The 20,494-nt window shown below is 58.3% G+C and carries 19 protein-coding genes; 8 read left to right on the forward strand and 11 right to left on the reverse strand.

Annotation, left to right across the window (positions count from 1 at the left end):
* Positions 1–5 precede the first annotated feature (5 nt).
* The 4 genes from glpD to KW840_RS00995 form a co-directional block, all read right to left on the reverse strand.
* The gene (gene glpD / locus KW840_RS00980; protein WP_218494500.1) at positions 6–1,544 is read right to left on the reverse strand and encodes a glycerol-3-phosphate dehydrogenase; all 1,539 of its coding nucleotides are present in this window, start codon (positions 1,542–1,544) and stop codon (positions 6–8) included.
* A 319-nt stretch (positions 1,545–1,863) separates the two neighbouring features.
* On the reverse strand, positions 1,864–2,619 hold the full coding sequence (locus tag KW840_RS00985) for a DeoR/GlpR family transcriptional regulator (RefSeq protein ID WP_007971301.1): 756 nt from the start codon (positions 2,617–2,619) through the stop codon (positions 1,864–1,866).
* A gap of 95 nt (positions 2,620–2,714) precedes the next feature.
* Positions 2,715–4,220, reverse strand: a complete 1,506-nt coding sequence (gene glpK / locus KW840_RS00990) for a glycerol kinase GlpK (RefSeq protein WP_057713425.1) — start codon at positions 4,218–4,220, stop codon at positions 2,715–2,717.
* Positions 4,221–4,294: 74 nt separating this feature from the next.
* Positions 4,295–5,146, reverse strand: a complete 852-nt coding sequence (locus KW840_RS00995) for an MIP/aquaporin family protein (RefSeq protein ID WP_218494501.1) — start codon at positions 5,144–5,146, stop codon at positions 4,295–4,297.
* Between the two features lie 347 nt (positions 5,147–5,493).
* Here KW840_RS00995 and ybaK point away from each other — a divergent pair, with 347 nt between their 5' ends.
* Together ybaK and KW840_RS01005 are read left to right on the forward strand one after the other, a co-directional pair.
* Entirely contained in the window at positions 5,494–5,964 is a 471-nt protein-coding gene (ybaK, locus tag KW840_RS01000) for a Cys-tRNA(Pro) deacylase (RefSeq protein ID WP_218494249.1), read from the forward strand.
* A gap of 109 nt (positions 5,965–6,073) precedes the next feature.
* Positions 6,074–6,856: a PhzF family phenazine biosynthesis protein gene (locus KW840_RS01005; RefSeq protein WP_057713428.1), complete on the forward strand. Its 783-nt coding sequence runs from the start codon at positions 6,074–6,076 to the stop codon at positions 6,854–6,856.
* Positions 6,857–6,976: 120 nt separating this feature from the next.
* On the opposite strand, the gene KW840_RS01010 is transcribed toward KW840_RS01005, so the two are convergent.
* Positions 6,977–8,086, reverse strand: a complete 1,110-nt coding sequence (locus KW840_RS01010) for an ABC transporter ATP-binding protein (protein ID WP_007971311.1) — start codon at positions 8,084–8,086, stop codon at positions 6,977–6,979.
* Positions 8,083–9,003, reverse strand: a complete 921-nt coding sequence (gene argF, locus KW840_RS01015; protein ID WP_057713430.1) for an ornithine carbamoyltransferase — start codon at positions 9,001–9,003, stop codon at positions 8,083–8,085. Before argF ends, KW840_RS01010 begins: the two co-directional genes overlap by 4 nt.
* 574 nt (positions 9,004–9,577) lie before the next feature.
* Here argF and KW840_RS01020 point away from each other — a divergent pair.
* Entirely contained in the window at positions 9,578–11,686 is a 2,109-nt protein-coding gene (locus tag KW840_RS01020) for a molybdopterin oxidoreductase family protein (RefSeq protein ID WP_218494250.1), read from the forward strand.
* A 97-nt stretch (positions 11,687–11,783) separates the two neighbouring features.
* Positions 11,784–12,125, forward strand: coding sequence for a Grx4 family monothiol glutaredoxin (grxD, locus tag KW840_RS01025; RefSeq protein ID WP_150814674.1), 342 nt, complete (start codon positions 11,784–11,786; stop codon positions 12,123–12,125).
* Positions 12,126–12,306: 181 nt separating this feature from the next.
* Here the strand turns inward: grxD and bfr are convergent, their stop codons facing one another.
* Both bfr and KW840_RS01035 read right to left on the reverse strand, forming a co-directional pair.
* Positions 12,307–12,783, reverse strand: coding sequence for a bacterioferritin (gene bfr / locus KW840_RS01030; RefSeq protein WP_057713432.1), 477 nt, complete (start codon positions 12,781–12,783; stop codon positions 12,307–12,309).
* 198 nt (positions 12,784–12,981) lie between these two features.
* Positions 12,982–13,200, reverse strand: coding sequence for a bacterioferritin-associated ferredoxin (locus KW840_RS01035; RefSeq protein WP_007985869.1), 219 nt, complete (start codon positions 13,198–13,200; stop codon positions 12,982–12,984).
* Positions 13,201–13,511: 311 nt separating this feature from the next.
* Between KW840_RS01035 and KW840_RS01040 the strand changes: the two genes are divergently transcribed.
* Positions 13,512–14,114: a peroxiredoxin gene (locus KW840_RS01040; protein WP_057713433.1), complete on the forward strand. Its 603-nt coding sequence runs from the start codon at positions 13,512–13,514 to the stop codon at positions 14,112–14,114.
* A gap of 191 nt (positions 14,115–14,305) precedes the next feature.
* Here the strand turns inward: KW840_RS01040 and rnt are convergent, their stop codons facing one another.
* Together rnt and pyrC are read right to left on the reverse strand one after the other, a co-directional pair.
* Positions 14,306–14,983, reverse strand: a complete 678-nt coding sequence (rnt, locus tag KW840_RS01045) for a ribonuclease T (protein ID WP_057713434.1) — start codon at positions 14,981–14,983, stop codon at positions 14,306–14,308.
* Positions 14,980–16,026, reverse strand: coding sequence for a dihydroorotase (gene pyrC, locus KW840_RS01050; RefSeq protein ID WP_090457540.1), 1,047 nt, complete (start codon positions 16,024–16,026; stop codon positions 14,980–14,982). The genes rnt and pyrC overlap by 4 nt, the downstream gene beginning before the upstream one ends.
* A 159-nt stretch (positions 16,027–16,185) precedes the next feature.
* Between pyrC and KW840_RS01055 the strand changes: the two genes are divergently transcribed.
* Positions 16,186–17,091, forward strand: coding sequence for an OmpA family protein (locus KW840_RS01055; RefSeq protein ID WP_218494251.1), 906 nt, complete (start codon positions 16,186–16,188; stop codon positions 17,089–17,091).
* Between the two features lie 129 nt (positions 17,092–17,220).
* On the forward strand, positions 17,221–18,438 hold the full coding sequence (locus tag KW840_RS01060; protein WP_007972320.1) for an argininosuccinate synthase: 1,218 nt from the start codon (positions 17,221–17,223) through the stop codon (positions 18,436–18,438).
* Between the two features lie 150 nt (positions 18,439–18,588).
* On the opposite strand, the gene KW840_RS01065 is transcribed toward KW840_RS01060, so the two are convergent.
* Entirely contained in the window at positions 18,589–19,287 is a 699-nt protein-coding gene (locus KW840_RS01065; RefSeq protein ID WP_218494252.1) for a hypothetical protein, read from the reverse strand.
* 546 nt (positions 19,288–19,833) lie between these two features.
* On the opposite strand from KW840_RS01065, the gene KW840_RS01070 reads away from it, so the two are divergent.
* Positions 19,834–20,460 carry a response regulator transcription factor gene (locus KW840_RS01070; RefSeq protein WP_008053528.1) on the forward strand — a complete coding sequence of 209 codons (627 nt, stop codon included), beginning with the start codon at positions 19,834–19,836 and terminating at the stop codon, positions 20,458–20,460.
* Positions 20,461–20,494 lie beyond the last annotated feature (34 nt).

Below are 20,494 nucleotides of genomic sequence, written 5' to 3' on the forward strand. Positions count from 1 at the left end.
CGTGGTCAGGCCGCTTCGATCTTGTTGCGGTTTTGCTCGACCTTGTTCAGGTAATCCTTGAGTTTATCCTGCTCCGCGGCTGTGGTGAACAAGCCGAGCTTGCTGCGCCGCCAGAGGATGTCGTGTGCGGTAGTGGCCCATTCTTCACTGCACAGGTAATCGACCTCACGGGTGTAGAGACCGCCGCCGATGTGCTCGCCCATATCGCTGAGGTCCTGTACGCCTTCGAGCATGCGCCAGGTACGGCTGCCGTAGGAGGTGGCCCAGCGGCGAGCAATATCGCTTGGTACCCAGTCGAATTTGTCGCGGATACGTGAGCTCAAGGCCTGCGGGGTGGTCATGTCTTCACCGCCCGGCAGCGTGGCGCTTGCGGTCCAGCTTGGCTGGATGTGCTTGAAGTAGGGTGCCAGTTGCGCCAGCGCCGACTCGGCCAGTTTGCGATAGGTGGTGAGCTTGCCGCCGAACACCGACAGCAACGGAGCCTCTTCGCCAGTGCCAGACAGCGCCAGGGTGTAATCGCGGGTCACGGCCGACGGGTTGTCGGATTCGTCGTTGCACAGCGGGCGCACACCGGAATAGCTGTGCAGGATGTCCTCGCGGCTGATTTGCTTTTTGAAATGGGCGTTGACCACGTTCAACAGGTAATCGGTTTCGCCGTCGGTAATTGCAACCTTCGCCGGATCGCCGGTGTACTCGCGGTCGGTGGTGCCGATCAGGGTGAAGTGATTCAGGTACGGAATGGTGAACACGATGCGCTGATCTTCGTTTTGCAGGATGTGCGCGTGTTCGCCTTCGTACAGTTTCGGCACGATCAGGTGGCTGCCCTGGATCAGGCGGATGCCGTAAGGCGATTCCATCTTCAAGTCATCGCGAATGAACCTGGCGACCCAAGGCCCGGCCGCGTTGACCAATGCCTTGGCGCGGATCGAAAACAGGCTGCCATCGGCGCGCTCCAGGTGCAGGTGCCACAGGCCCTTGGTGCGACGTGCGCTGACGCAGCGGGTCTGGGTGTGAACGTGGGCGCCTTTTTCCCGGGCGGCCATGGCGTTCAACACCACCAGGCGGGCGTCGTCGACCCAGCAGTCGGAGTATTCGAAGCCCTTGGTGATTTCGCTTTTGAGCGCGCTGTCGGGGCCGAACTTCAGGCTTTTCGAACCTTGCAGTTGCTCGCGCTTGCCCAGGTTGTCATAGAGGAACAGACCGGCGCGAATCATCCACGCCGGGCGCAGGTGCGGGCGGTGCGGCAACACGAAGCGCATTTGCTTGACGATGTGCGGCGCCTTGGCCAACAACACTTCGCGTTCAGCCAGGGCCTCACGCACCAGGCGGAATTCGTAATGTTCGAGGTAGCGCAAGCCACCGTGAATCAGCTTGCTGCTGGCCGACGAGGTATGGCTGGCCAGGTCATCCTTTTCACAAAGGAACACCGAGAGACCGCGTCCGGCGGCGTCCGCTGCGATCCCCACGCCATTGATCCCGCCACCGATGACGGCGATATCGTAGACCTCGGCGAGAGGGGGCGTAGGCAAGGTGGAAGTGGGCATCGGCTCGGCCTCGGAATTCTTTGATGTTCTGTATTTGAATTCGAACATTAATGTTCATTTGCGAAAATACTAGCCCATAAAGACGCCCACAGCCAGTCAGCTTCGATTGAAAATACTCATCGAAGGGCCGTTAAAGGAAAATTTACGAACATTGAAAGGTTGCAGGCTGCTTTTGTGGCGAGGGGCTTGCCCCCGTTCGACGGCGAAGCCGTCGCAGGTTGGGGCTATGAATGTGCCTGTCTGAACTCGGCTGAATGGTTTTAGGGCCGCTTCGCAGCCCAACGGGGGCAAGCCCCCTCGCCACAGGGGAGCGGTGTGCTTAAACGACTTCCAGTCGAACCTTGTGCTGGTTCAACAACTGCGCCAGCGCCGGGGAGGGTTGCTGATCGGTGACCAGGCAATCGACCAGGCTGATCGGCCCCAGGCGAATCATGGCGTTGCGCCCGAACTTGCTGGAGTCGGCCGCGAGGATCACCTGCCGGGCATTGGCGATGATCGCCTGGGATACCCGCACTTCCTGATAGTCGAAGTCCAGCAGGCTGCCGTCTTCATCGATGCCGCTGATGCCGACCAGGGCGAAATCGACCTTGAACTGATTGATGAAGTCGACACTGGCCTGACCCACCACGCCACCATCGCGCCGCACGTTGCCGCCAGTGAGCAGGACATCGAAATCGTCCTTGGCGCTGAGCATGGAGGCGACGTGCAGGTTGTTGGTGATGATCTTCAGGTGACTGTGGTTGAGCAGTGCCCGGGCAATGGATTCGGTGGTCGTGCCGATGTTGATGAACAACGAGGCATGGTCGGGAATCTGCGCGGCAATGGCTTCGCCGATACGCTGTTTTTCATCGCGCATCTGATCGGCGCGCATGGCGTAGGCGGTGTTTTCAACGCTGGAGTCGTAAGCCGCGCCGCCGTGGTAGCGACGCAACAAATTGGCTTCCGCGAGCTGATTGATGTCGCGGCGAATGGTCTGCGGGGTAACTACGAACAGCGTGGCCATTTCCTCGATGCTGACATAGCCGCGTTCGCGGACCAGTTCGAGGATTTGCTGCTGACGGGGAGGCAGATTCATGGGGCGTCCTTTGGGCTGCCGTGCAAAATTTGCCCATGATGCCGCAGGAATCTGCTCCCGACCAGTTACATACAGATACGAGCCTGCGTCTTGGCTTATTCAGTCTCGTCTTCAGCCGCCCAATCGCGGGTACGGCTGACCGCTTTTTTCCACCCCGCGTAGAGTTTTTCCTTCGCCGTTTCATCCAGCGTCGGCTCGAACTTGCGTTCGATCACTGCCTTGCCGCGCAACTCTTCCAGGCTGCCCCAGAAGCCACAGGCCAGACCTGCCAGGTAAGCTGCACCCAGTGCCGTGGTTTCGCGCATTTGCGGACGCTCGACCTGCGTGCCGAGGATGTCGGCCTGGAACTGCATCAGGAAATTGTTCGCCACCGCGCCGCCGTCCACGCGCAGGGCCTTGAGGCGTTCGCCGGAGTCCTGTTGCATGGCGTCGAGCACGTCGCGAGTCTGGTAGGCAATCGATTCCAGCGCTGCGCGAATGATGTGATCTACGCGCACGCCGCGGGTCAGGCCGAACAAGGCGCCACGGGCGTACGGGTCCCAGTAGGGAGCACCAAGACCGGTGAAGGCCGGCACCAAGTACACACCGTTGCTGTCTTTGACCTTGTTGGCGAAGTATTCGGTGTCGTGGGCGTCGTTGATGATCTTCAGTTCGTCACGCAGCCATTGCACGGTAGAGCCGCCGTTGAACACCGCGCCTTCCAGCGCGTAGGCCACTTCGCCACGTGGGCCGCAGGCGATGGTGGTGAGCATGCCGTGTTGGGACTTAACGGCTTTGTCGCCGGTGTTCATCAACAGGAAGCAGCCAGTGCCGTAGGTGTTTTTCGCCTGGCCTGGCTCGACGCACATCTGACCGAACAGGGCGGCTTGCTGGTCGCCAGCGATGCCGCCGATGGCGATACCGCTTTTGGTGTGACCGTAGATTTCCGAAGAAGACTTCACTTGCGGGAGCATCTCACGCGGGATGTCGAGGACCTCCAGCATCTTCGCGTCCCACTCCAGGGTGTGGATGTTGAAGAGCATGGTGCGCGAAGCGTTGGTGTAGTCGGTGACATGCACCTTGCCACCGGTGAATTTCCAGATCAGCCAGCTGTCGACGGTGCCGAACAACAGCTCACCGTTGCGCGCGCGTTCGCGGCTGCCTTCGACGTTGTCGAGGATCCACTTGAGCTTGGTGCCAGAGAAGTACGGGTCGGTGACCAGGCCGGTGGTGTCGCTGATGTATTGCTCGTGGCCATCGCGCTTGAGCTGCTGGCAGATCTCGGTGCTGCGTCGGCACTGCCAGACGATGGCGTTGTAGATCGGGCGGCCGGTGTTCTTGTCCCAGACCACGGTGGTTTCGCGCTGGTTGGTGATGCCGATGGCCGCCACCTGGTCGTGGTGCAGGCCGGCTTGTGCCAGGGCCTCGACCATCACGGCGCTTTGGGTCGCGAAGATTTCCATCGGATCGTGTTCGACCCAGCCGGCTTGCGGGTAATGCTGTGCGAACTCCCGTTGGGCGGTGCAGACCACGTTCGCGTCGCGGTCGAAAATGATCGCGCGGGAGCTGGTCGTACCCTGATCGAGGGCAATGATGTAGTTCTTATTCTGTGTGTCGGTCATGTCGATTGCCTTGGACGAAATAAGGGAGTGAGGTCTGGCGCGCGATCAAAGGGCAGGGGCACGCGCCAACGGTATCAAGAAGTTCTGGGTTTGCCGTCAATGGCAGCTGTTGCATCCTTTGTAGCAGGTACGGCGCTGGGCAGATGGCGGGCAATCAGCCCGCGATAGGCGGCAGCCCCGAAGCAGGCACCGACAATCGGTGCAAAAACAGGAATCAGGAAATACGGGATATCGCGTCCGCCAGTGAAAGAAATTTCACCCCAGCCAGCGAAGAAAGTCATCAGTTTAGGGCCGAAGTCCCGCGCAGGGTTCATGGCAAAACCGGTCAGCGGTCCCATCGAGCTACCGATCACCGCAATCAACAGGCCGATCAACAGCGGTGCCAGCGGGCCTTTGGGCAGGCCATTGTTGTCATCGGTCAGGGACATGATCACGCCCATCAGAATGGCCGTGATGATCACCTCGACCAGAAATGCCTGGGCGGTGGTCAGCACCGGGTTCGGGAAGGTGGAGAACACGGAGGCCAATTCGAGGCTGGCTTGAGTGCCGCGAACCATATGGTGCGTTTGTTCGAATTCGAAGAATAGATTGCTGTAGAGCGTGTAAACCAACAGCGCTCCACAGAAGGCACCCGCCACTTGGGCGAGTATGTAGAAAGGCAATTTACGTTTTTCGAAGTCCGCGAAAATGCTCAGGGCAATACTGACGGCAGGGTTCAGATGAGCCCCGGAAACCCCAGCGGTAAGGTAGATCGCCATGCTGACGCCGACGCCCCAGATAATGCTGATTTCCCACAAGCCAAAACTGGCACCCGCGACCTTGAGCGCGGCAACGCAACCTGTACCAAAAAAGATCAGCAGCGCCGTACCCAGAAACTCGGCCATGCATTGGCTCGAGAGCGACGGTTGTTGTAAAGCAGTTGTCATTGAAACCTCATTTTTTTTGTTGTCTGGCGCTTTTTCCATCATGGTCGGAGCGCGGTTTTCGCCGAGGCAGGATCCCCATCCTGGTCGCGGTTTACTGCTGGGTGCAGCGGTAGGACGTTTCGTACAGTTTCATAAACGAAAAAATATAGACAAGAAACGCTGCTGTCAAAGGTCGAAAGTGAACCGTCGGTCACAAAGAAACTATTCGCTGTATGAATGACCGGGTTGTTGAGGAATGGGGTGGCCAGGCAATGGCGTTATGGATGCGCCGCCGTAGAGCCTTTTAATGATCAATGTCCTAGAATCGGGCGCAGTATTTTTCTTCTGCCGCCCAGTCTGGAGCTGTCATGACCCCCGCATTGGATTTGTTGAAAAAGGTTCGGGCCGAACATCGCGTACACAGTTACGAACATGACCCCAAGGCGACCTCCTACGGGTTGGAAGCGGCGGAAAAACTCGGGCTCGATCCGGCGCAGGTGTTCAAGACCTTGCTGGCGGCCAGCGAAAAGGGCGAGTTGCTGGTGGCCGTGGTGCCGGTTGTCGGCAGCCTGGACTTGAAAGGACTGGCCCACGCCGCGGGCGTGAAAAAGGTCGAAATGGCCGACCCGGCGGCAGCGCAGCGCTCTACCGGCTATCTGTTGGGCGGGATCAGTCCGCTGGGGCAGAAAAAGCGCTTGCGTACCTTCATTGATAATTCGGCCCAGCCCTTCGCCAGCATTTTTGTCAGTGCGGGGCGGCGTGGACTGGAAGTCGAACTGGCACCGGCGGTGCTGGCCGAGCACACCCAGGCCAGATTTGCCGATATCGGCCGTGCGTGAACATCATCGGAGTCCGCGCAGCGCTGTATGGTGAAAATCAGCTTGCTCTGTCACTGGTGCCGGTTGAGCCAGCGCGGCATGCTGGGTGGTCTGACAAAGGGAGAAGGTTATGCAACTGGAGTTTCATCAGGTCGACGCGTTCAGCAATCAGCCATTTAGCGGCAATCCGGCGATGGTCTATCGGCTCGACACCTGGCTCGCCGATGAGTTGATGCAAAAGATTGCCGCCGAACACAACCTCGCCGAAACGGCGTTTGTCGTGCGTGAAGGGCAGGGCTGGCACATCCGTTGGTTTACGCCGACCACCGAGGTGCCATTGTGCGGTCACGCGACGCTGGCTAGCGCTCATGTGCTGTTCGAGATTTATAAGGAGCCCGTCGAGCGACTGGACTTCACCTGCAAATCCGGCCCGTTGGGCGTGACCCGTGAAGGTGGGCGGCTGTGGCTGGATTTCCCGGCGATCACTGCATCGCCGGTGAACGTGATCTCGGACATCGAGCGTGCACTGGGCGTGAAGGCTGTTGAGGTACTGGCTTCAAATGAGCTGTTTGTGGTGCTGGAGTCGGAGCAAGCCGTGCTCGACTGCAAGCCGGACATGGTGGCCCTGGCGAAACTGCCATGGCTGGGCGCCATCGTGACGGCGCGGGGCGAGCAGCACGATTTCGTTTCCCGCTACTTCGCCCCGGCAATCGGCATCAATGAAGACCCGGTGACCGGATCGACCCATTGCCTTCTGATTCCGTACTGGTCAAAGCGTTTGGCCAAGTCGAGCCTGACGGCTTTTCAGCGTTCGGCGCGGGGTGGGGAATTGTTCTGCCAACTGGAAGGCGATCGGGTGAGGATCGGCGGCAATGCGACCCTGGTTGCCAGTGGCACGCTGATGCTGGGATAACGCAAACCCAGCGTAGGAGCGAGCTTGCTCGCGAAAAACGTCTGGATAACGCGTTCATTCCGGTTGCACGCGTTATCGTTGTCGTCCATCGCGAGCAAGCTCGCTCCTACAGAGGGGGTATCAGTTGGCCGTGCTGTAGCGCCGGACACCTGATTCAACAGCTGGAATCTGCGCCGCCGTGCTGCCGGACGCCTGGAACAGCACCAGGTGTTCAGCCGCGACACGAATACCCACATCCGCCCCAACCTGACGATCGACATGGCTCGGGAAAATCGACTCCAGCTGTGCGCCTGTCGGCAGTTGCAAGCGATACAGGGTCGATGCACCCAGGAACGTCTTGCCGGCAATTCGCGCCTTCAGTGCGCTGTCCGGCGCATAGACGATATCGTCCGGGCGCAGCAACACGTCCACGGCGCCGCCTACCGGCCAGGTGTAGGCCCGATTGCCGCGCAACTCACCCAGTTCGGTTTGCACCGATTCTGGGCTGCTCAACTGACCGCGAATGAAATAGCCCTGTCCGATGAAACTCGCGACAAAAGGTGTCAGGGGTTCGTGATACAGGTTGTAGGGCGTATCCCACTGTTCCAGGCGACCTTCCTTGAACACACCAACGTGGTCGCTGACCGCGAAGGCTTCTTCCTGGTCGTGAGTCACCAGAATCGCGCTGGTGCCACGGGCCTTGAGGATGTCGCGTACTTCATGGCTGAGCTTGCGGCGCAATTCGCCATCAAGGTTGGAGAAGGGTTCGTCGAGCAACAGCAGTTGCGGTTCCGGCGCCAGGGCACGGGCCAGTGCGACACGTTGCTGCTGACCTCCTGAAAGCTCGTGGGGGAAACGCTTGCCGAGATTCTTCAGGTTGACCAGTTCCAGCAGCTCTTCGGTCACGCGATCCTTTTGCGGATGCTTGCGAATGCCGAAGGCGATGTTGTCGGCCACGCTCAAATGCGGAAACAGCGCGTAGTCCTGGAACACCATGCCGATGCGGCGTTTCTCCGGCGCAAGGGTGAAGCCGGCGCTGGAAATGGTCTCGCCAGCCAGCTGGATTTCGCCTTCGTGCACCGGTTCGAAACCGGCAATCGCCCGCAGGGTGGTGGTCTTGCCGCAGCCCGACGAGCCCAGCAGGCAACCGATGTCGCCTGCGTTCAGGTGCAGGTTGAGGTTCTGCACCACGCGCTGGTCTTGATAGCCGCAGGCGAGGTTGCGCAGGTTGAGCAGTAATGGCTGGCTCATGCGTGGTGATACGCCGGTTCGACGAGGAACTCGAGCAGGGCTTTTTGCGCGTGCAGACGGTTTTCGGCTTGATCCCAGGCCACCGAGCGCTTGTCATCGAGCAGGTCGATGCTGATTTCCTCGCCGCGGTGCGCTGGCAAGCAGTGCATGAACAGCACGTCTTCAGCGGCCAGGTCGAGCAGGGCGCGGTTGACCTGATACGGCGCGAACAGTTGCAGACGCTTGGCGGTTTCCTCTTCCTGGCCCATGGAGGTCCAGACGTCGGTGCTCACCAGGTGTGCGCCACGCACGGCTTCCTTCGGATCGCGAACGATGGTGACCCGATCGCCCGCCTTGGCCAGGAACACCGGGTTGGGTTCATAGCCTTCCGGGCAGGCAACGCGCAACTGGAAGTCGAACTGGATCGCCGCTTCTATATAGCTGTTGCACATGTTGTTGCCGTCGCCAATCCAGGCCACGGTCTTGCCCTGGATGGAGCCGCGGTGTTCGAGGAAGGTCTGCATGTCGGCCAGCAACTGGCACGGGTGCAGGTCATCGGACAGGCCGTTGATCACCGGTACGCGGGAGTTGGCGGCGAATTCGGTCAGGTTGCTGTGGGCAAAGGTACGGATCATCACTGCATCGAGCATGCTCGACATGACGATGGCGCAGTCGCCGATCGGCTCGCCACGACCCAGTTGGGTGTCACGTGGCGACAGGAAGATCGCCTGCCCGCCGAGCTGGATCATGCCCGCCTCGAAGGAGATCCGGGTACGGGTCGAGGATTTCTCGAAAATCATTCCCAGGACGCGGTTTTTCAGAGGCTCGAACAGTACGCCGCGGTTACGCAGGTCCTTGAGCTCAACGCCTCGACGGATCACGCTGACCAGCTCTTCGGGCGTGCAATCCATCAGGGAGAGAAAGTGCCTTGCGCTCATCATTGACTACCTTTTGCTACAAACCGCAGATGCTCAAAGCCTTGTTTAACGGAACAACGGGCGAGACCTGCGGCGTAAGCCGCACGGGGCGACGAAATAGGGGAAGGCGCGATCTTATAATTAAATGTCGCGTCTTACCAATAGGGCTACAGTTTTTAGGGAGTTTCAGAGGTGCTACGGGTTTACCGAGGTAGCGCTTTTGAAGCCTGTTTCCTGATAGCGGCGGTTCATTTGTACACCGGCCCCTCGGGGCTTGGCAATCAGGCGAGGCGGCAATGGTGCGCTGACAGTCGGTTTTTGACTTGTCATTCATCAGCGCCGGGCTTGATGAGCACTGGCGCCTGATCGGCGAGCAGACCGGCGCGCATGGACCCCACGGACCGATTGAAACCCTTCAGGAAATTCAGTTGCAGACGCCGCCCAGGCTGCCTTCGAACTGAACTCGGACGGCCATCGGCTGGCCTGATAACCCTCGATTCACAAGACGAACGTCGCTGGCGTGTCGGCGGCTCTGGCGCCATAGTTTTGTTTCCGCGGCCTACGTTGCCCGCCCATAACAAGACAGAGACTGGCCATGACCAAGACTCTCCATCACCGTGCGTGCCATTTGTGCGAAGCCATCTGTGGCCTGACCATCGAAACCACCAGGGTCGAAGGCGGTAACGTCCAGATCACTTCGATCAAGGGCGACCCCCAGGATACGTTCAGTCGTGGGCACATCTGCCCCAAGGCCGTGGCGTTGCAAGACATTCAGAACGATCCGGATCGCCTGCATCAGCCGATGCAGCGGGTGGGCAATGAATGGCAGCCCATCGAGTGGGAAGCGGCATTCAATCTGGTCGCCGAACGCCTCGCTGCCATTCAGGCGCATCACGGGCAAAACGCCGTGGCGGTCTATCAGGGCAACCCGAGCGTGCACAATTACGGGTTGATGACCCACAGCAATTACTTCCTCGGCCTGTTGAAAACCCGCAACCGGTTTTCCGCGACGTCGGTCGATCAATTGCCCCATCACCTGACCAGTCATTTGATGTACGGCCACGGTCTGCTGCTGCCGATCCCGGACATCGACCACACCGATTTCATGCTGATCCTGGGCGGCAATCCACTGGCTTCGAACGGCAGCATCATGACCGTGCCGGATGTGGAGAAACGCTTGAAGGCGATACAGGCCCGGGGTGGCAAGGTGGTGGTGGTCGATCCGCGCCGTAGTGAAACGGCGGCGATTGCCGACCAGCATCTGTTCGTACGCCCGGGCGGTGATGCAGCGCTGTTGTTCGGCCTGCTCAATACCTTGTTCGCTGAAGGTCTGACCCGCGACAGCCATCTGCCGGTGGACGGCCTGGAGGACGTACGGGAGGCCGTCGCGCCGTTCACCGCCGAGGCCATGAGTCCGTTGTGCGCCATACCGGCCGAACAGATCCGCCAGTTGGCGCGGGACTTCGCCGCGGCACCGAGTGCAGTCTGCTATGGCCGCATGGGCGTTTCGACCCAGGCCTTCGGTACTCTGTGCCACTGGGTAGTGCAGTTGATCAACCTGGTCACCGGCAATCTCGATCGCGTGGGTGGTGCCTTGTGCACCGAGCCAGCAGTGGACCTGGTGGCGTCGACCTCGGGCGGGCATTTCAATCTGTGGCAGAGCCGGGTTTCCGGGCACCCGGAGTACGCCGGAGAACTACCTGTTTCGGCGCTGGCCGAAGAGATGCTCACTGAAGGGGAAGGGCAAGTCCGCGCGCTGATCACCGTGGCGGGCAATCCGGTGTTGTCCACACCCAATGGCCGACAACTCGAACAGGCGCTGGACGGGCTGGAGTTCATGGTCAGTATCGACCTGTACATCAATGAAACCACGCGTTACGCCGACCTGATCCTGCCGTCCACATCGGCGCTGGAAAACGACCATTACGACACCACGTTCAACCTGTTCGCGGTGCGCAACGTCAGCCGTTTCAACCGCGCCATCCTCGCCAAACCCCAGGGTGCATTGCACGACTGGGAGATTTTCGTCGGCCTGGCCAAGGCATTTGCCGTCAGGACCGGCAAAGAACTGAAGCCCACCATCGCCCCTGCGCAAATGATCGATCGCGGCTTGCGCATGGGAATGTACGGCGACAATTCAGAGCACAAGCTGTCGCTGACGACTTTGTTCGATCATCCCCATGGCGTCGATCTGGGGGCGCTCAAACCTAACCTGACGCCACGCCTGAAGACTGCCAATCAACGCATCCAGGCCGCGCCTGCGGCGATTCTCGCTGACCTGGCGCGCTTTGCAGCCTTGAAGGCGCCGGCCGCCGACGAGTTGTTGATGATTGGCCGCCGGCATGTACGCAGCAACAATTCATGGATGCATAACTATCATCGGTTGGTAAAGGGCAAGCCACGTCACCAGTTGCTGATGCATCCGGACGATCTGGCCAGTCGCGGGCTCAGCGACGGACAGCGTGTTCGGGTCAGTTCGCGGGTGGGTGTGATCGAAGTCGAAGTGCTTGGCAGTCTGGACATGATGAAAGGCGTGGTCAGCCTGCCTCACGGCTGGGGGCACGCGCGGCCGGGCGTGCAAATGTCGATTGCCAGCAGTCAACCGGGCTCCAGCGCCAACGACCTGACCGACGAACGCCAGATTGACGAACTGTCGGGAAATGCCGCGCTCAATGGTGTGCCGGTGATCGTGGTGGCGGCGTGAATCAGTCAGACGGAGAGACCGAGCAGGGCGCTCGGCTTTCCGTTACAATGCGCCACCGTGCCGACCCATGAGTCGGAAAGTTCAGCCGAGGTGCTCCATGGATATCATCGAAACGATTAAAGAGCAGATTGCCAACAACACCATTCTGCTTTACATGAAAGGCTCGCCGAATGCCCCGCAGTGCGGCTTCTCCGCGAAAGCCGCGCAGGCCGTGATGGCGTGTGGCGAAAAGTTTGCGTACGTGGACATCCTGCAGAACCCGGAAATCCGCGCCAACCTGCCAAAATACGCCAACTGGCCAACCTTCCCACAGCTGTGGGTTGCCGGTGAGCTGGTCGGCGGTAGCGACATCATGACTGAGATGGCTGCTGACGGTTCGCTGCAGAGCCTGATCAAGGACGCCGCCGCCAAGGCTGCTGCTCCAAAGTCCGAAGCCTGATTCGCTTCCTGTAGGAGCGAGCTCGCGATGGACTAAAGAACGCCGCTGGGTGTCAGGCTCCCAGCGTTATCGTTAACGTCCATCGCGAGCAAGCTCGCTCCTACAAGAGCAGGCAATAAAAAGCCCCGCCACTCGAAAGAGGGCGGGGCTTTTTATTGCATCGAGATTAATGGCGTAGAACTTACTCGTCTTCGCCCATCTGCGATTGCAGATAGTTCTCAAGGCCCACTTTATCGATCAGGCCCAACTGGGTTTCCAGCCAGTCGATATGTTCTTCTTCGGACTCGAGGATATCTTCAAGCAGCTCACGGCTACCGAAGTCGCCAACTTTTTCGCAATGAGCGATAGCCACTTTGAGATCGGCATGGCCGGTTTTCTCGATACGCAGGTCACACTCAAGCATTTCCTTGGTGTGCTCGCCGATGTGCAGCTTGCCCAGGTCCTGGACATTCGGCAGGCCTTCAAGGAACAGGATGCGCTTGATCAGCTTGTCCGCGTGCTTCATCTCGTCGATGGATTCGTGGTACTCGTGCTTGCCGAGCTTGTTCAGGCCCCAATCTTCATACATGCGCGCATGCAGGAAGTATTGATTGATCGCGACCAGCTCATTGGCGAGGATCTTGTTGAGATGCTGGATGACTGTAACGTCGCCTTTCATGATGGGGTCCTGCCCTGTATTAGCTGTCAATAGAGCAGAGTTTGAGCCTCGTATTTAATAGTGTCAAACCTAAGTTATTGAAACTTAAATGAAAATTAATCGGAATAAGAATGTTTGTGTTCCGCGTCTAGAGCATAAGTAGTTGATTTTGAGGCATAAAAAAACCGGACATATGTCCGGTTCTTTGAAATTCGATGTTTAAGCCGCGGTAAATTCTGCTGGATAAGGAATTGCAGCCTGGGCCGTTTGCAGTTTGGTCAGGGTCTCGCGGACCACTTCCTTGGCGAGGCAGGCACATTTGCCGCACTGGCTCGCAACGCCGGTGGCCACACGGACTTCCTTGTAGCTGCAGCATCCTTCATAGATCGCATCGCGGATTTGACCGTCGGTGACGCCAGTGCAGAGGCAAACATACATAGGGAAGGACCGTCGCTGATTGTGACTCAATTGCGATGGATCTTAATGTTAACGAGAATGATTGTCAAAGTGGTTTCAGAGCACTTTTCGTCATAAACGGGTATGGCTGACGAACGGTCTGCCTGGCAAATCGGTGATCCAAAACCGGCGGGGATTTCATCGTACGGGGAAAAAACAGCTAAGCCAGCTCAAACACGCGGTGTATGATGGCCGGTCTTTTGCGACCGGGGATCGTGTCACAGGGCTGTCGCCTCAGGGTGGCAGGCTGATGCGAGCCCTGTTTCTCACGCTATTACACCAGGAGATATCCAATGAGCGTACTCGTAGGCAAACAAGCCCCTGACTTCACCGTACCGGCCGTACTCGGCAATGGCGAGATCGTTGACAGCTTCACCCTGTCCTCGGCGATCAAAGGCAAATACGGCCTGGTGTTCTTCTATCCACTGGACTTCACCTTCGTTTGCCCGTCCGAGCTGATCGCTCTGGACAACCGCATGTCTGACTTCAAGGCACGCAACGTTGAAGTGATCGCTGTTTCGATCGACTCGCACTTCACCCACAACGCATGGCGCAACACTCCAGTGAACAATGGCGGTATCGGCCAGGTTCGCTACACCATGGCTGCCGACATCAAGCAGGACATCATGAAGGCCTACGACGTTCAGTCCGCTGATGGCGTGGCTTTCCGTGGCGCGTTCCTGATCGACGACAAAGGCGTTGTCCGCTCGCAGATCGTCAACGACCTGCCGCTGGGCCGTAACATGGAAGAGCTGATCCGTCTGGTCGACGCTCTGCAATTCCACGAAGAGCACGGCGAAGTCTGCCCTGCCAACTGGAAAAAAGGCGACAAAGGCATGAACGCTTCGCCAGAAGGCGTTGCTGCTTACCTGACCGAGCACGCTGCCGCTCTGTAAGGCGTTCCAGGTATAAAAAAACCGGCCTTCGAGGCCGGTTTTTTTATGTGCTGAAGTCCCTGTAGGAGCGAGCCTGCTCCGGGCGGCGTTCCGACGATGGAATCATGAACACCGCGGGGAACCAGGCTCCCCGCGTTATCGTTGACGACCATCGCGAGCAAGCTCGCTCCCACATTGATTCGTGAGTGCACTCAGTCGCCGAAGTCTTCCCAGCCACCCATCTGTTTCCAGCGATTGACGATGCCGCAGAACAGCTCTGCCGTCTTCTCGGTGTCGTAGCGAGCCGAGTGAGCCTCGCGACCGTCGAAGTCGATGTCCGCTGCCTGGCACGCCTTGGCCAACACGGTCTGGCCGTAAGCGAGACCGGCCAGCGTTGCGGTATCGAAGCTGGAGAACGGATGGAACGGATTGCGCTTCATGTCCAGCCGCGCAACCGCCGCATTCAGGAAGCCCAGGTCGAAACTGCTGTTATGCCCGACCAGGATCGCCCGTTTGCAACCGTTGGCCTTGAGGGCCTTGCGCACGCCGCGGAAGATATCGTTCAGGGCAGACTCTTCACTCACCGCCATGCGCAGCGGGTGATCGAGCTTGATCCCGGTGAATTCCAGGGCTGCCGCTTCGATGTTCGCGCCCTCGAACGGCTCGACACGGAAAAAGTAGGTGTGATCCGGGTAAACAAAACCTTTTTCATCCATGGCGATGGTGGTCGCGGCGATCTCCAGCAGGGCATCGGTGGCCGAGTTGAATCCACCGGTCTCTACGTCGACGACAACCGGCAGGTAACCACGAAACCTTGCCGCCATTGGATGACGAGGGCCGCCTCCGCCGCCATTGCCTTCCAGTTCGTCGTCGAAATGGTCTTCACTCACGCGTGTTCCTCCAGCAGGCGCCAGCGCAGTTTTTCACCGGCGCGCAGCGGGATAACGGTCAGCTCGCCAAATGGCAGGCTGGTCGGGGCGGTCCACTCTTCGCGGACCAGGGTGATGCGATCGGTGTTGGCCGGCAGACCATAGAAGCGAGGGCCGTTGAGGCTGGCGAAGGCCTCGAGCTTGTCCAGCGCATTGCGCTGTTCGAAGGCTTCGGCGTACATCTCGATCGCCGCATAGGCGGTGTAGCAACCGGCGCAGCCGCAGGCCGCTTCCTTGGCATGCTGGGCGTGGGGGGCCGAGTCGGTGCCGAGGAAGAACTTGTCGCTGCCGCTGGTGGCCGCGTCGAGCAGGGCTTCCTGGTGGGTATTGCGCTTGAGGATCGGCAGGCAATAGAAGTGCGGCCGAATCCCGCCCACCAGCATGTGGTTGCGGTTGTACAGCAGGTGATGCGCGGTGATGGTCGCGCCCACGTTGGCCGAAGCCGAGTTGACGAACTGCACGGCGTCCGCGGTGGTGATGTGTTCGAAGACCACTTTGAGGGTCGGGAAACGCTCGACCACGCGACGCATGTGCTCGTCGATGAAGATTTTTTCCCGGTCGAACACGTCGACATCGCCCCGGGTGACTTCACCGTGGACCAACAACGGCATCCCGACTTCGGCCATGGCCTCGAGTGCAGGGAAGATCTTGTCGATGCTGGTGACGCCAGAATCCGAGTTGGTGGTCGCGCCGGCCGGGTACAGCTTGGCGGCGTGAATGAATCCGCTGGCCTTGGCCTCGCGAATTTCTTCAGGCTGGGTGCGGTCGGTCAGGTACAGGACCATCAGTGGCTCGAACAGGCTGCCGGCCGGGCGGGCAGCGAGAATCCGCTGCCGATAGCCGTCGGCTTCGGCCGCATTGCGTACCGGTGGAACCAGGTTGGGCATGATGATGGCGCGGCCAAAGGTGCGCGCGACATCCGCGACGGTATTGGTCAGCACGGCACCATCGCGAAGATGAATATGCCAGTCGTCGGGACGCAGCAGGGTCAGGCGGTCGGACATGAGGGGATTCCAGGCGGGTCAAACTCAAGGGAATGCTACCGGAAAAGACTCTTGCAGGCACTCGCTATCAAGTTTTGCAGGAAGCTTCCGATATCCAACAGGTATGCCGTAAACATGTGTGTGTCGGTCTTTTCGTTGTAGAAGCCAGTGGAGCCTCCCGTGCGCCAGCGTTATTTAGCCTTGCTCAGTGTGTTTGCCAGCCTTCCGGCGATGGCGCTCACTTTCCAGACACGTCTGGAGAACATTGAGTGGACGGTCGAAGGCGACAAGTTCGAATGCCGCCTGACTCAGCCGGTTACCGATTTCGGTTCGGGCGAGTTCGTGCGTCGTGCCGGCGAGCAGGCGACTTTCCGTCTGAAAGCCTACAACCCGATGATCGGCGGCGGTTCGGCCACCTTGCTGGCCGCTGCTGCGCCGTGGCAACCGGGCCGTGACGATATCAACCTGGGCATGGTGAGAATCGGCAGTGGCAACGTATTGTTCAATAGCTCACAGGTTCAGGCCGGGCGTCTGATCAGTGGCCTGATGGACGGTCGCAGCCCGGTCGTTCGACACTCCTCGGGGGATGGGCGGGTGTCGGAAGTACGCTTGTTGCCGGTCAGGTTCACCAAGGCGTTTGCCGACTACCAGGGTTGCGTGGCGAAACTGTTGCCACAGAATTTCGAACAGGTGAAGCAATCGGAAATCGGCTTCCCCGGCGGCGGAATCGAACTCGACAGCGCCGCAAAAGCCAAACTGCAGGTCATGCTGGAGTACATGAAGGCCGATCCGACGGTCAATCACATCGAGCTCGACGGTCATTCCGACAACAGCGGCAATCGCCTGACCAACCGCGACCTGTCGCGGCGCCGAGCCCTGGCAGTGATGGAGTTCTTCAAGGCCAACGGCATCCAGGAATCGCAAATCACCCTGCGTTTCCATGGCGAGCGTTATCCGGTGGCGCCTAACATCAACAACACCAACCGCGCGAAGAACCGTCGAGTAGCAGTGCGCCTGGAGCGCGGAGCACCCGCGGAACAAGTCGCCCCGCAAGCGACGAAAGCGGCCACTTCGGCCACTTCCTGACCCGGCTGTAATCGTCGCGCCCTCGACATAATCTGTCGCTTCGTCGTCATAAGCTGTCGCGCCACTGTAAATTATTCTGCATGAGCGGTAGACTTCCCGGCTTTCCGTAGAACCCCGTGGAGTGATGGCATGGCGGACGTAAACAAGGTCGTTCTGGCGTATTCCGGCGGCCTGGACACTTCGGTGATCCTCAAGTGGCTGCAGGATACTTATAACTGTGAAGTAGTGACCTTCACCGCTGACCTGGGTCAGGGCGAAGAGGTCGAACCTGCACGCGCCAAGGCTCAGGCCATGGGCGTCAAAGAGATCTACATCGACGACTTGCGCGAAGAGTTCGTGCGCGATTTCGTTTTCCCGATGTTCCGCGCCAACACCGTTTACGAAGGCGAGTACCTGCTGGGTACTTCCATCGCTCGTCCGTTGATCGCCAAGCGCTTGATCGAAATTGCCAACGAAACCGGTGCAGACGCCATTTCCCATGGCGCTACCGGCAAGGGTAACGACCAGGTTCGTTTCGAACTCGGTGCGTACGCCTTGAAGCCAGGTGTGAAAGTGATCGCTCCTTGGCGCGAGTGGGACCTGCTGTCCCGTGAAAAGCTGATGGATTACGCCGCGAAGCACGCGATTCCGATCGAGCGCCACGGCAAGAAGAAGTCCCCGTACTCCATGGATGCCAACCTGCTGCACATCTCCTATGAAGGCGGCGTGCTGGAAGACACCTGGACCGAGCACGAAGAAGACATGTGGCGCTGGACCGTTTCCCCGGAAAACGCTCCAGACAAGCCGCAGTACCTGGAACTGACCTACCGCAACGGCGACATCGTCGCGCTGGACGGCGTCGAAATGACTCCGGCCACCGTGCTGGCGACCCTGAACCGTATCGGTGGTGAGCACGGTATCGGCCGTCTCGACATCGTCGAGAACCGCTACGTGGGCATGAAGTCCCGTGGCTGCTACGAAACCCCTGGCGGCACCATCATGCTGCGTGCCCACCGTGCGATCGAATCGATCACCCTGGACCGCGAAGTGGCTCACCTCAAGGACGAGCTGATGCCCAAGTACGCCAGCCTGATCTATACCGGCTACTGGTGGAGCCCTGAGCGTCTGATGCTGCAACAGATGATCGATGCGTCCCAGGTCAACGTGAACGGCGTTGTGCGCCTGAAACTGTACAAGGGCAATGTGATCGTCACTGGCCGCAAGTCCGACGACTCGCTGTTCGACGCCAACATCGCTACCTTCGAAGAAGATGGCGGCGCGTACAACCAGGCGGATGCCGCGGGCTTCATCAAGCTCAACGCCCTGCGCATGCGCATTGCGGCGAACAAAGGCCGGAAGCTGTTCTGAGACCTTTGACATCGTGATGGATACCTGACCTCGTCCTCGACGAGGTCAGGTACCTGAAAACGGGGTGTGATACCAGTTACTGTGTTGTCGGGTGTTTTCGTTTCCGCTGATGATTTACTGTTTTTCTCCTTCTCGATGGCCTGACCTGTACTACAGGTTGCTGTTCGCCGGTTGCCCGGCGTGATCAATGACCGACAATCTGTGCGAGTCCAGATTGTAGGCCACATAAAAGGCGGCACCGCGTTTGCTGGCCTGCTTTGTATGTCCAAGCGCACTGGCTTTCAGTAATTTCTCCGAAACGGCACAAGTGACAAACAGAATCACGTACGCCGTCTTTTCCCGTGGCCTCTGGATTTTTTCCAGCAGCGCTCCAAACTCGACCTCTTCGCTCATCCAGCGCACATCAACGATGTACAGGTCTTTTACCGGTTCCGGTAACTGAAGGTGATGCTGAACAGAGACAGTGGTTTGCAGACCAATCCCGGTTGGCGGGTCCTGTGCGCCACAGGGCGTTCGGGCTGACCGCCAGTCATTCGCTGACGTTTCCAGTGTGGGGTTTTCAGGCGGTTTTGCGGACGCTTTTTTTTCCGAGCGCCCAACATCATCCATGACCTTCATGAAGTGCTTTCCCTTTTCAAAATCGGAGGGTGCATAAAGTGATTTATAGTTGAAGTTGAGTGTCGCGAAAAAAAGCAAAAGTAAATAAAACGGAAAGCTGATCAGGAACCAGACGTAGAGTTCTCTTTCCTCCTGATCAAGGAAGGGTAGAGAGACGGCTGCCGACGTTTCAGAGAGCGCTGCGAATATCGCGATAATTGTCATTGGGTTGGTGATTCGTTTTTTTATCATATTCTGTACTCATGCCGGGTTGTCTGTTCTCGAGTGGTTTATGAAGTTGGTTCGATGTGGTGCCTATTGTAGTGATTTTGATTGTCTGCTGGTTTTTGACAGGTTTTTATTTGTTTGTTGTATTGCTCTTCGGTTTCTTGAATTTTTGGCGTGTTTTAATGATTGCTCAAAAAATATTATTTGCTGTAAGAGTAATTGGATGCGAAGTGTGTGATATTTCTGGTGTGAGTGTTGAGTGCGAAAATATCAGTTACGTTTTAGCGGAAAGGTAGGGGCTAGTGTTTGTCAGGGCGCGACCGGATCAAGCTGGCTCTCGAAAAATTCTGGTCGTAAATCGACACAGGTGGCTGCTGGAAAGTGCGACACACTGACGCTGATACAGTTTTAAATTCATTCTGTTCGAGGGATTTTTGTAGGAGGAATCCGTGTTGTTTGTAGGGGATGTCTCTTGGTGTGGGTGGCCGGGAGGGGCGACATGCCATGGGTGAAACGACTAGGCTATTGTGCGGGCTCTAAAAATTCGAACAGCGAAAATTGGACTTGCCCATGAATAAAGTGCTGATCGTGGATGATCACCCCGTCATTCGTCTTGCGGTACGTATGCTAATGGAGCGTCATGGCTACGAAGTTATTGCAGAAACCGATAATGGTGTGGACGCACTGCAACTAGCCCGAGAACTTATGCCGGACATTGTCATTCTGGATATCGGGATTCCGAAGCTGGACGGGTTGGAAGTCATCGCGCGTTTGTCTTCGACTTCAATGCCGATGAAAGTGCTGATTTTGACTTCCCAGGCGCCGGGACATTTTTCGATGCGTTGCATGCAATCCGGTGCAGCCGGTTATGTCTGCAAACAACAAGATCTCACGGAGTTGCTCAGTGCAATAAAGGCCGTTTTGTCAGGCTACAGTTACTTTCCTAATCAAGCCTTGCATACCGTACGATGCAGTTTGGGGAATGCCAGTGAGGCCGATATGGTCGATCGATTGTCGGGGCGGGAAATGATGGTCCTGCAGCAGTTGGCCCGAGGAAAGACCAATAAAGAGATTGCCGATGGGATGTTTCTCAGCAATAAAACAGTCAGTACTTACAAGACCCGCCTGTTGCTCAAGCTGAATGCGCGGTCTCTGGTCGATCTGATCGAACTGGCACAACGCAATGGTCTGGTGTGATGGCATAACTGCGCGACAAGGGGCGCCTATCGGG

Source organism: Pseudomonas sp. PDM30 (assembly GCF_019218985.1).
GTDB lineage: Bacteria > Pseudomonadota > Gammaproteobacteria > Pseudomonadales > Pseudomonadaceae > Aquipseudomonas > Aquipseudomonas jessenii.

Coding starts and splice junctions, on each gene's coding strand:
- glpD (WP_218494500.1), bottom strand. CDS start 1,544: ATGCCCACTTCCACCTTGCCTACGCCCCCTCTCGCCGAGGTCTACGAT.
- KW840_RS01065 (WP_218494252.1), bottom strand. CDS start 19,287: ATGATAAAAAAACGAATCACCAACCCAATGACAATTATCGCGATATTC.
- KW840_RS01035 (WP_007985869.1), bottom strand. CDS start 13,200: ATGTATGTTTGCCTCTGCACTGGCGTCACCGACGGTCAAATCCGCGAT.
- KW840_RS01040 (WP_057713433.1), top strand. CDS start 13,512: ATGAGCGTACTCGTAGGCAAACAAGCCCCTGACTTCACCGTACCGGCC.
- ybaK (WP_218494249.1), top strand. CDS start 5,494: ATGACCCCCGCATTGGATTTGTTGAAAAAGGTTCGGGCCGAACATCGC.
- KW840_RS01020 (WP_218494250.1), top strand. CDS start 9,578: ATGACCAAGACTCTCCATCACCGTGCGTGCCATTTGTGCGAAGCCATC.
- KW840_RS01070 (WP_008053528.1), top strand. CDS start 19,834: ATGAATAAAGTGCTGATCGTGGATGATCACCCCGTCATTCGTCTTGCG.
- KW840_RS00985 (WP_007971301.1), bottom strand. CDS start 2,619: ATGAATCTGCCTCCCCGTCAGCAGCAAATCCTCGAACTGGTCCGCGAA.
- KW840_RS01060 (WP_007972320.1), top strand. CDS start 17,221: ATGGCGGACGTAAACAAGGTCGTTCTGGCGTATTCCGGCGGCCTGGAC.
- grxD (WP_150814674.1), top strand. CDS start 11,784: ATGGATATCATCGAAACGATTAAAGAGCAGATTGCCAACAACACCATT.
- KW840_RS01005 (WP_057713428.1), top strand. CDS start 6,074: ATGCAACTGGAGTTTCATCAGGTCGACGCGTTCAGCAATCAGCCATTT.
- bfr (WP_057713432.1), bottom strand. CDS start 12,783: ATGAAAGGCGACGTTACAGTCATCCAGCATCTCAACAAGATCCTCGCC.
- KW840_RS01010 (WP_007971311.1), bottom strand. CDS start 8,086: ATGAGCCAGCCATTACTGCTCAACCTGCGCAACCTCGCCTGCGGCTAT.
- pyrC (WP_090457540.1), bottom strand. CDS start 16,026: ATGTCCGACCGCCTGACCCTGCTGCGTCCCGACGACTGGCATATTCAT.
- glpK (WP_057713425.1), bottom strand. CDS start 4,220: ATGACCGACACACAGAATAAGAACTACATCATTGCCCTCGATCAGGGT.
- argF (WP_057713430.1), bottom strand. CDS start 9,003: ATGAGCGCAAGGCACTTTCTCTCCCTGATGGATTGCACGCCCGAAGAG.
- KW840_RS00995 (WP_218494501.1), bottom strand. CDS start 5,146: ATGACAACTGCTTTACAACAACCGTCGCTCTCGAGCCAATGCATGGCC.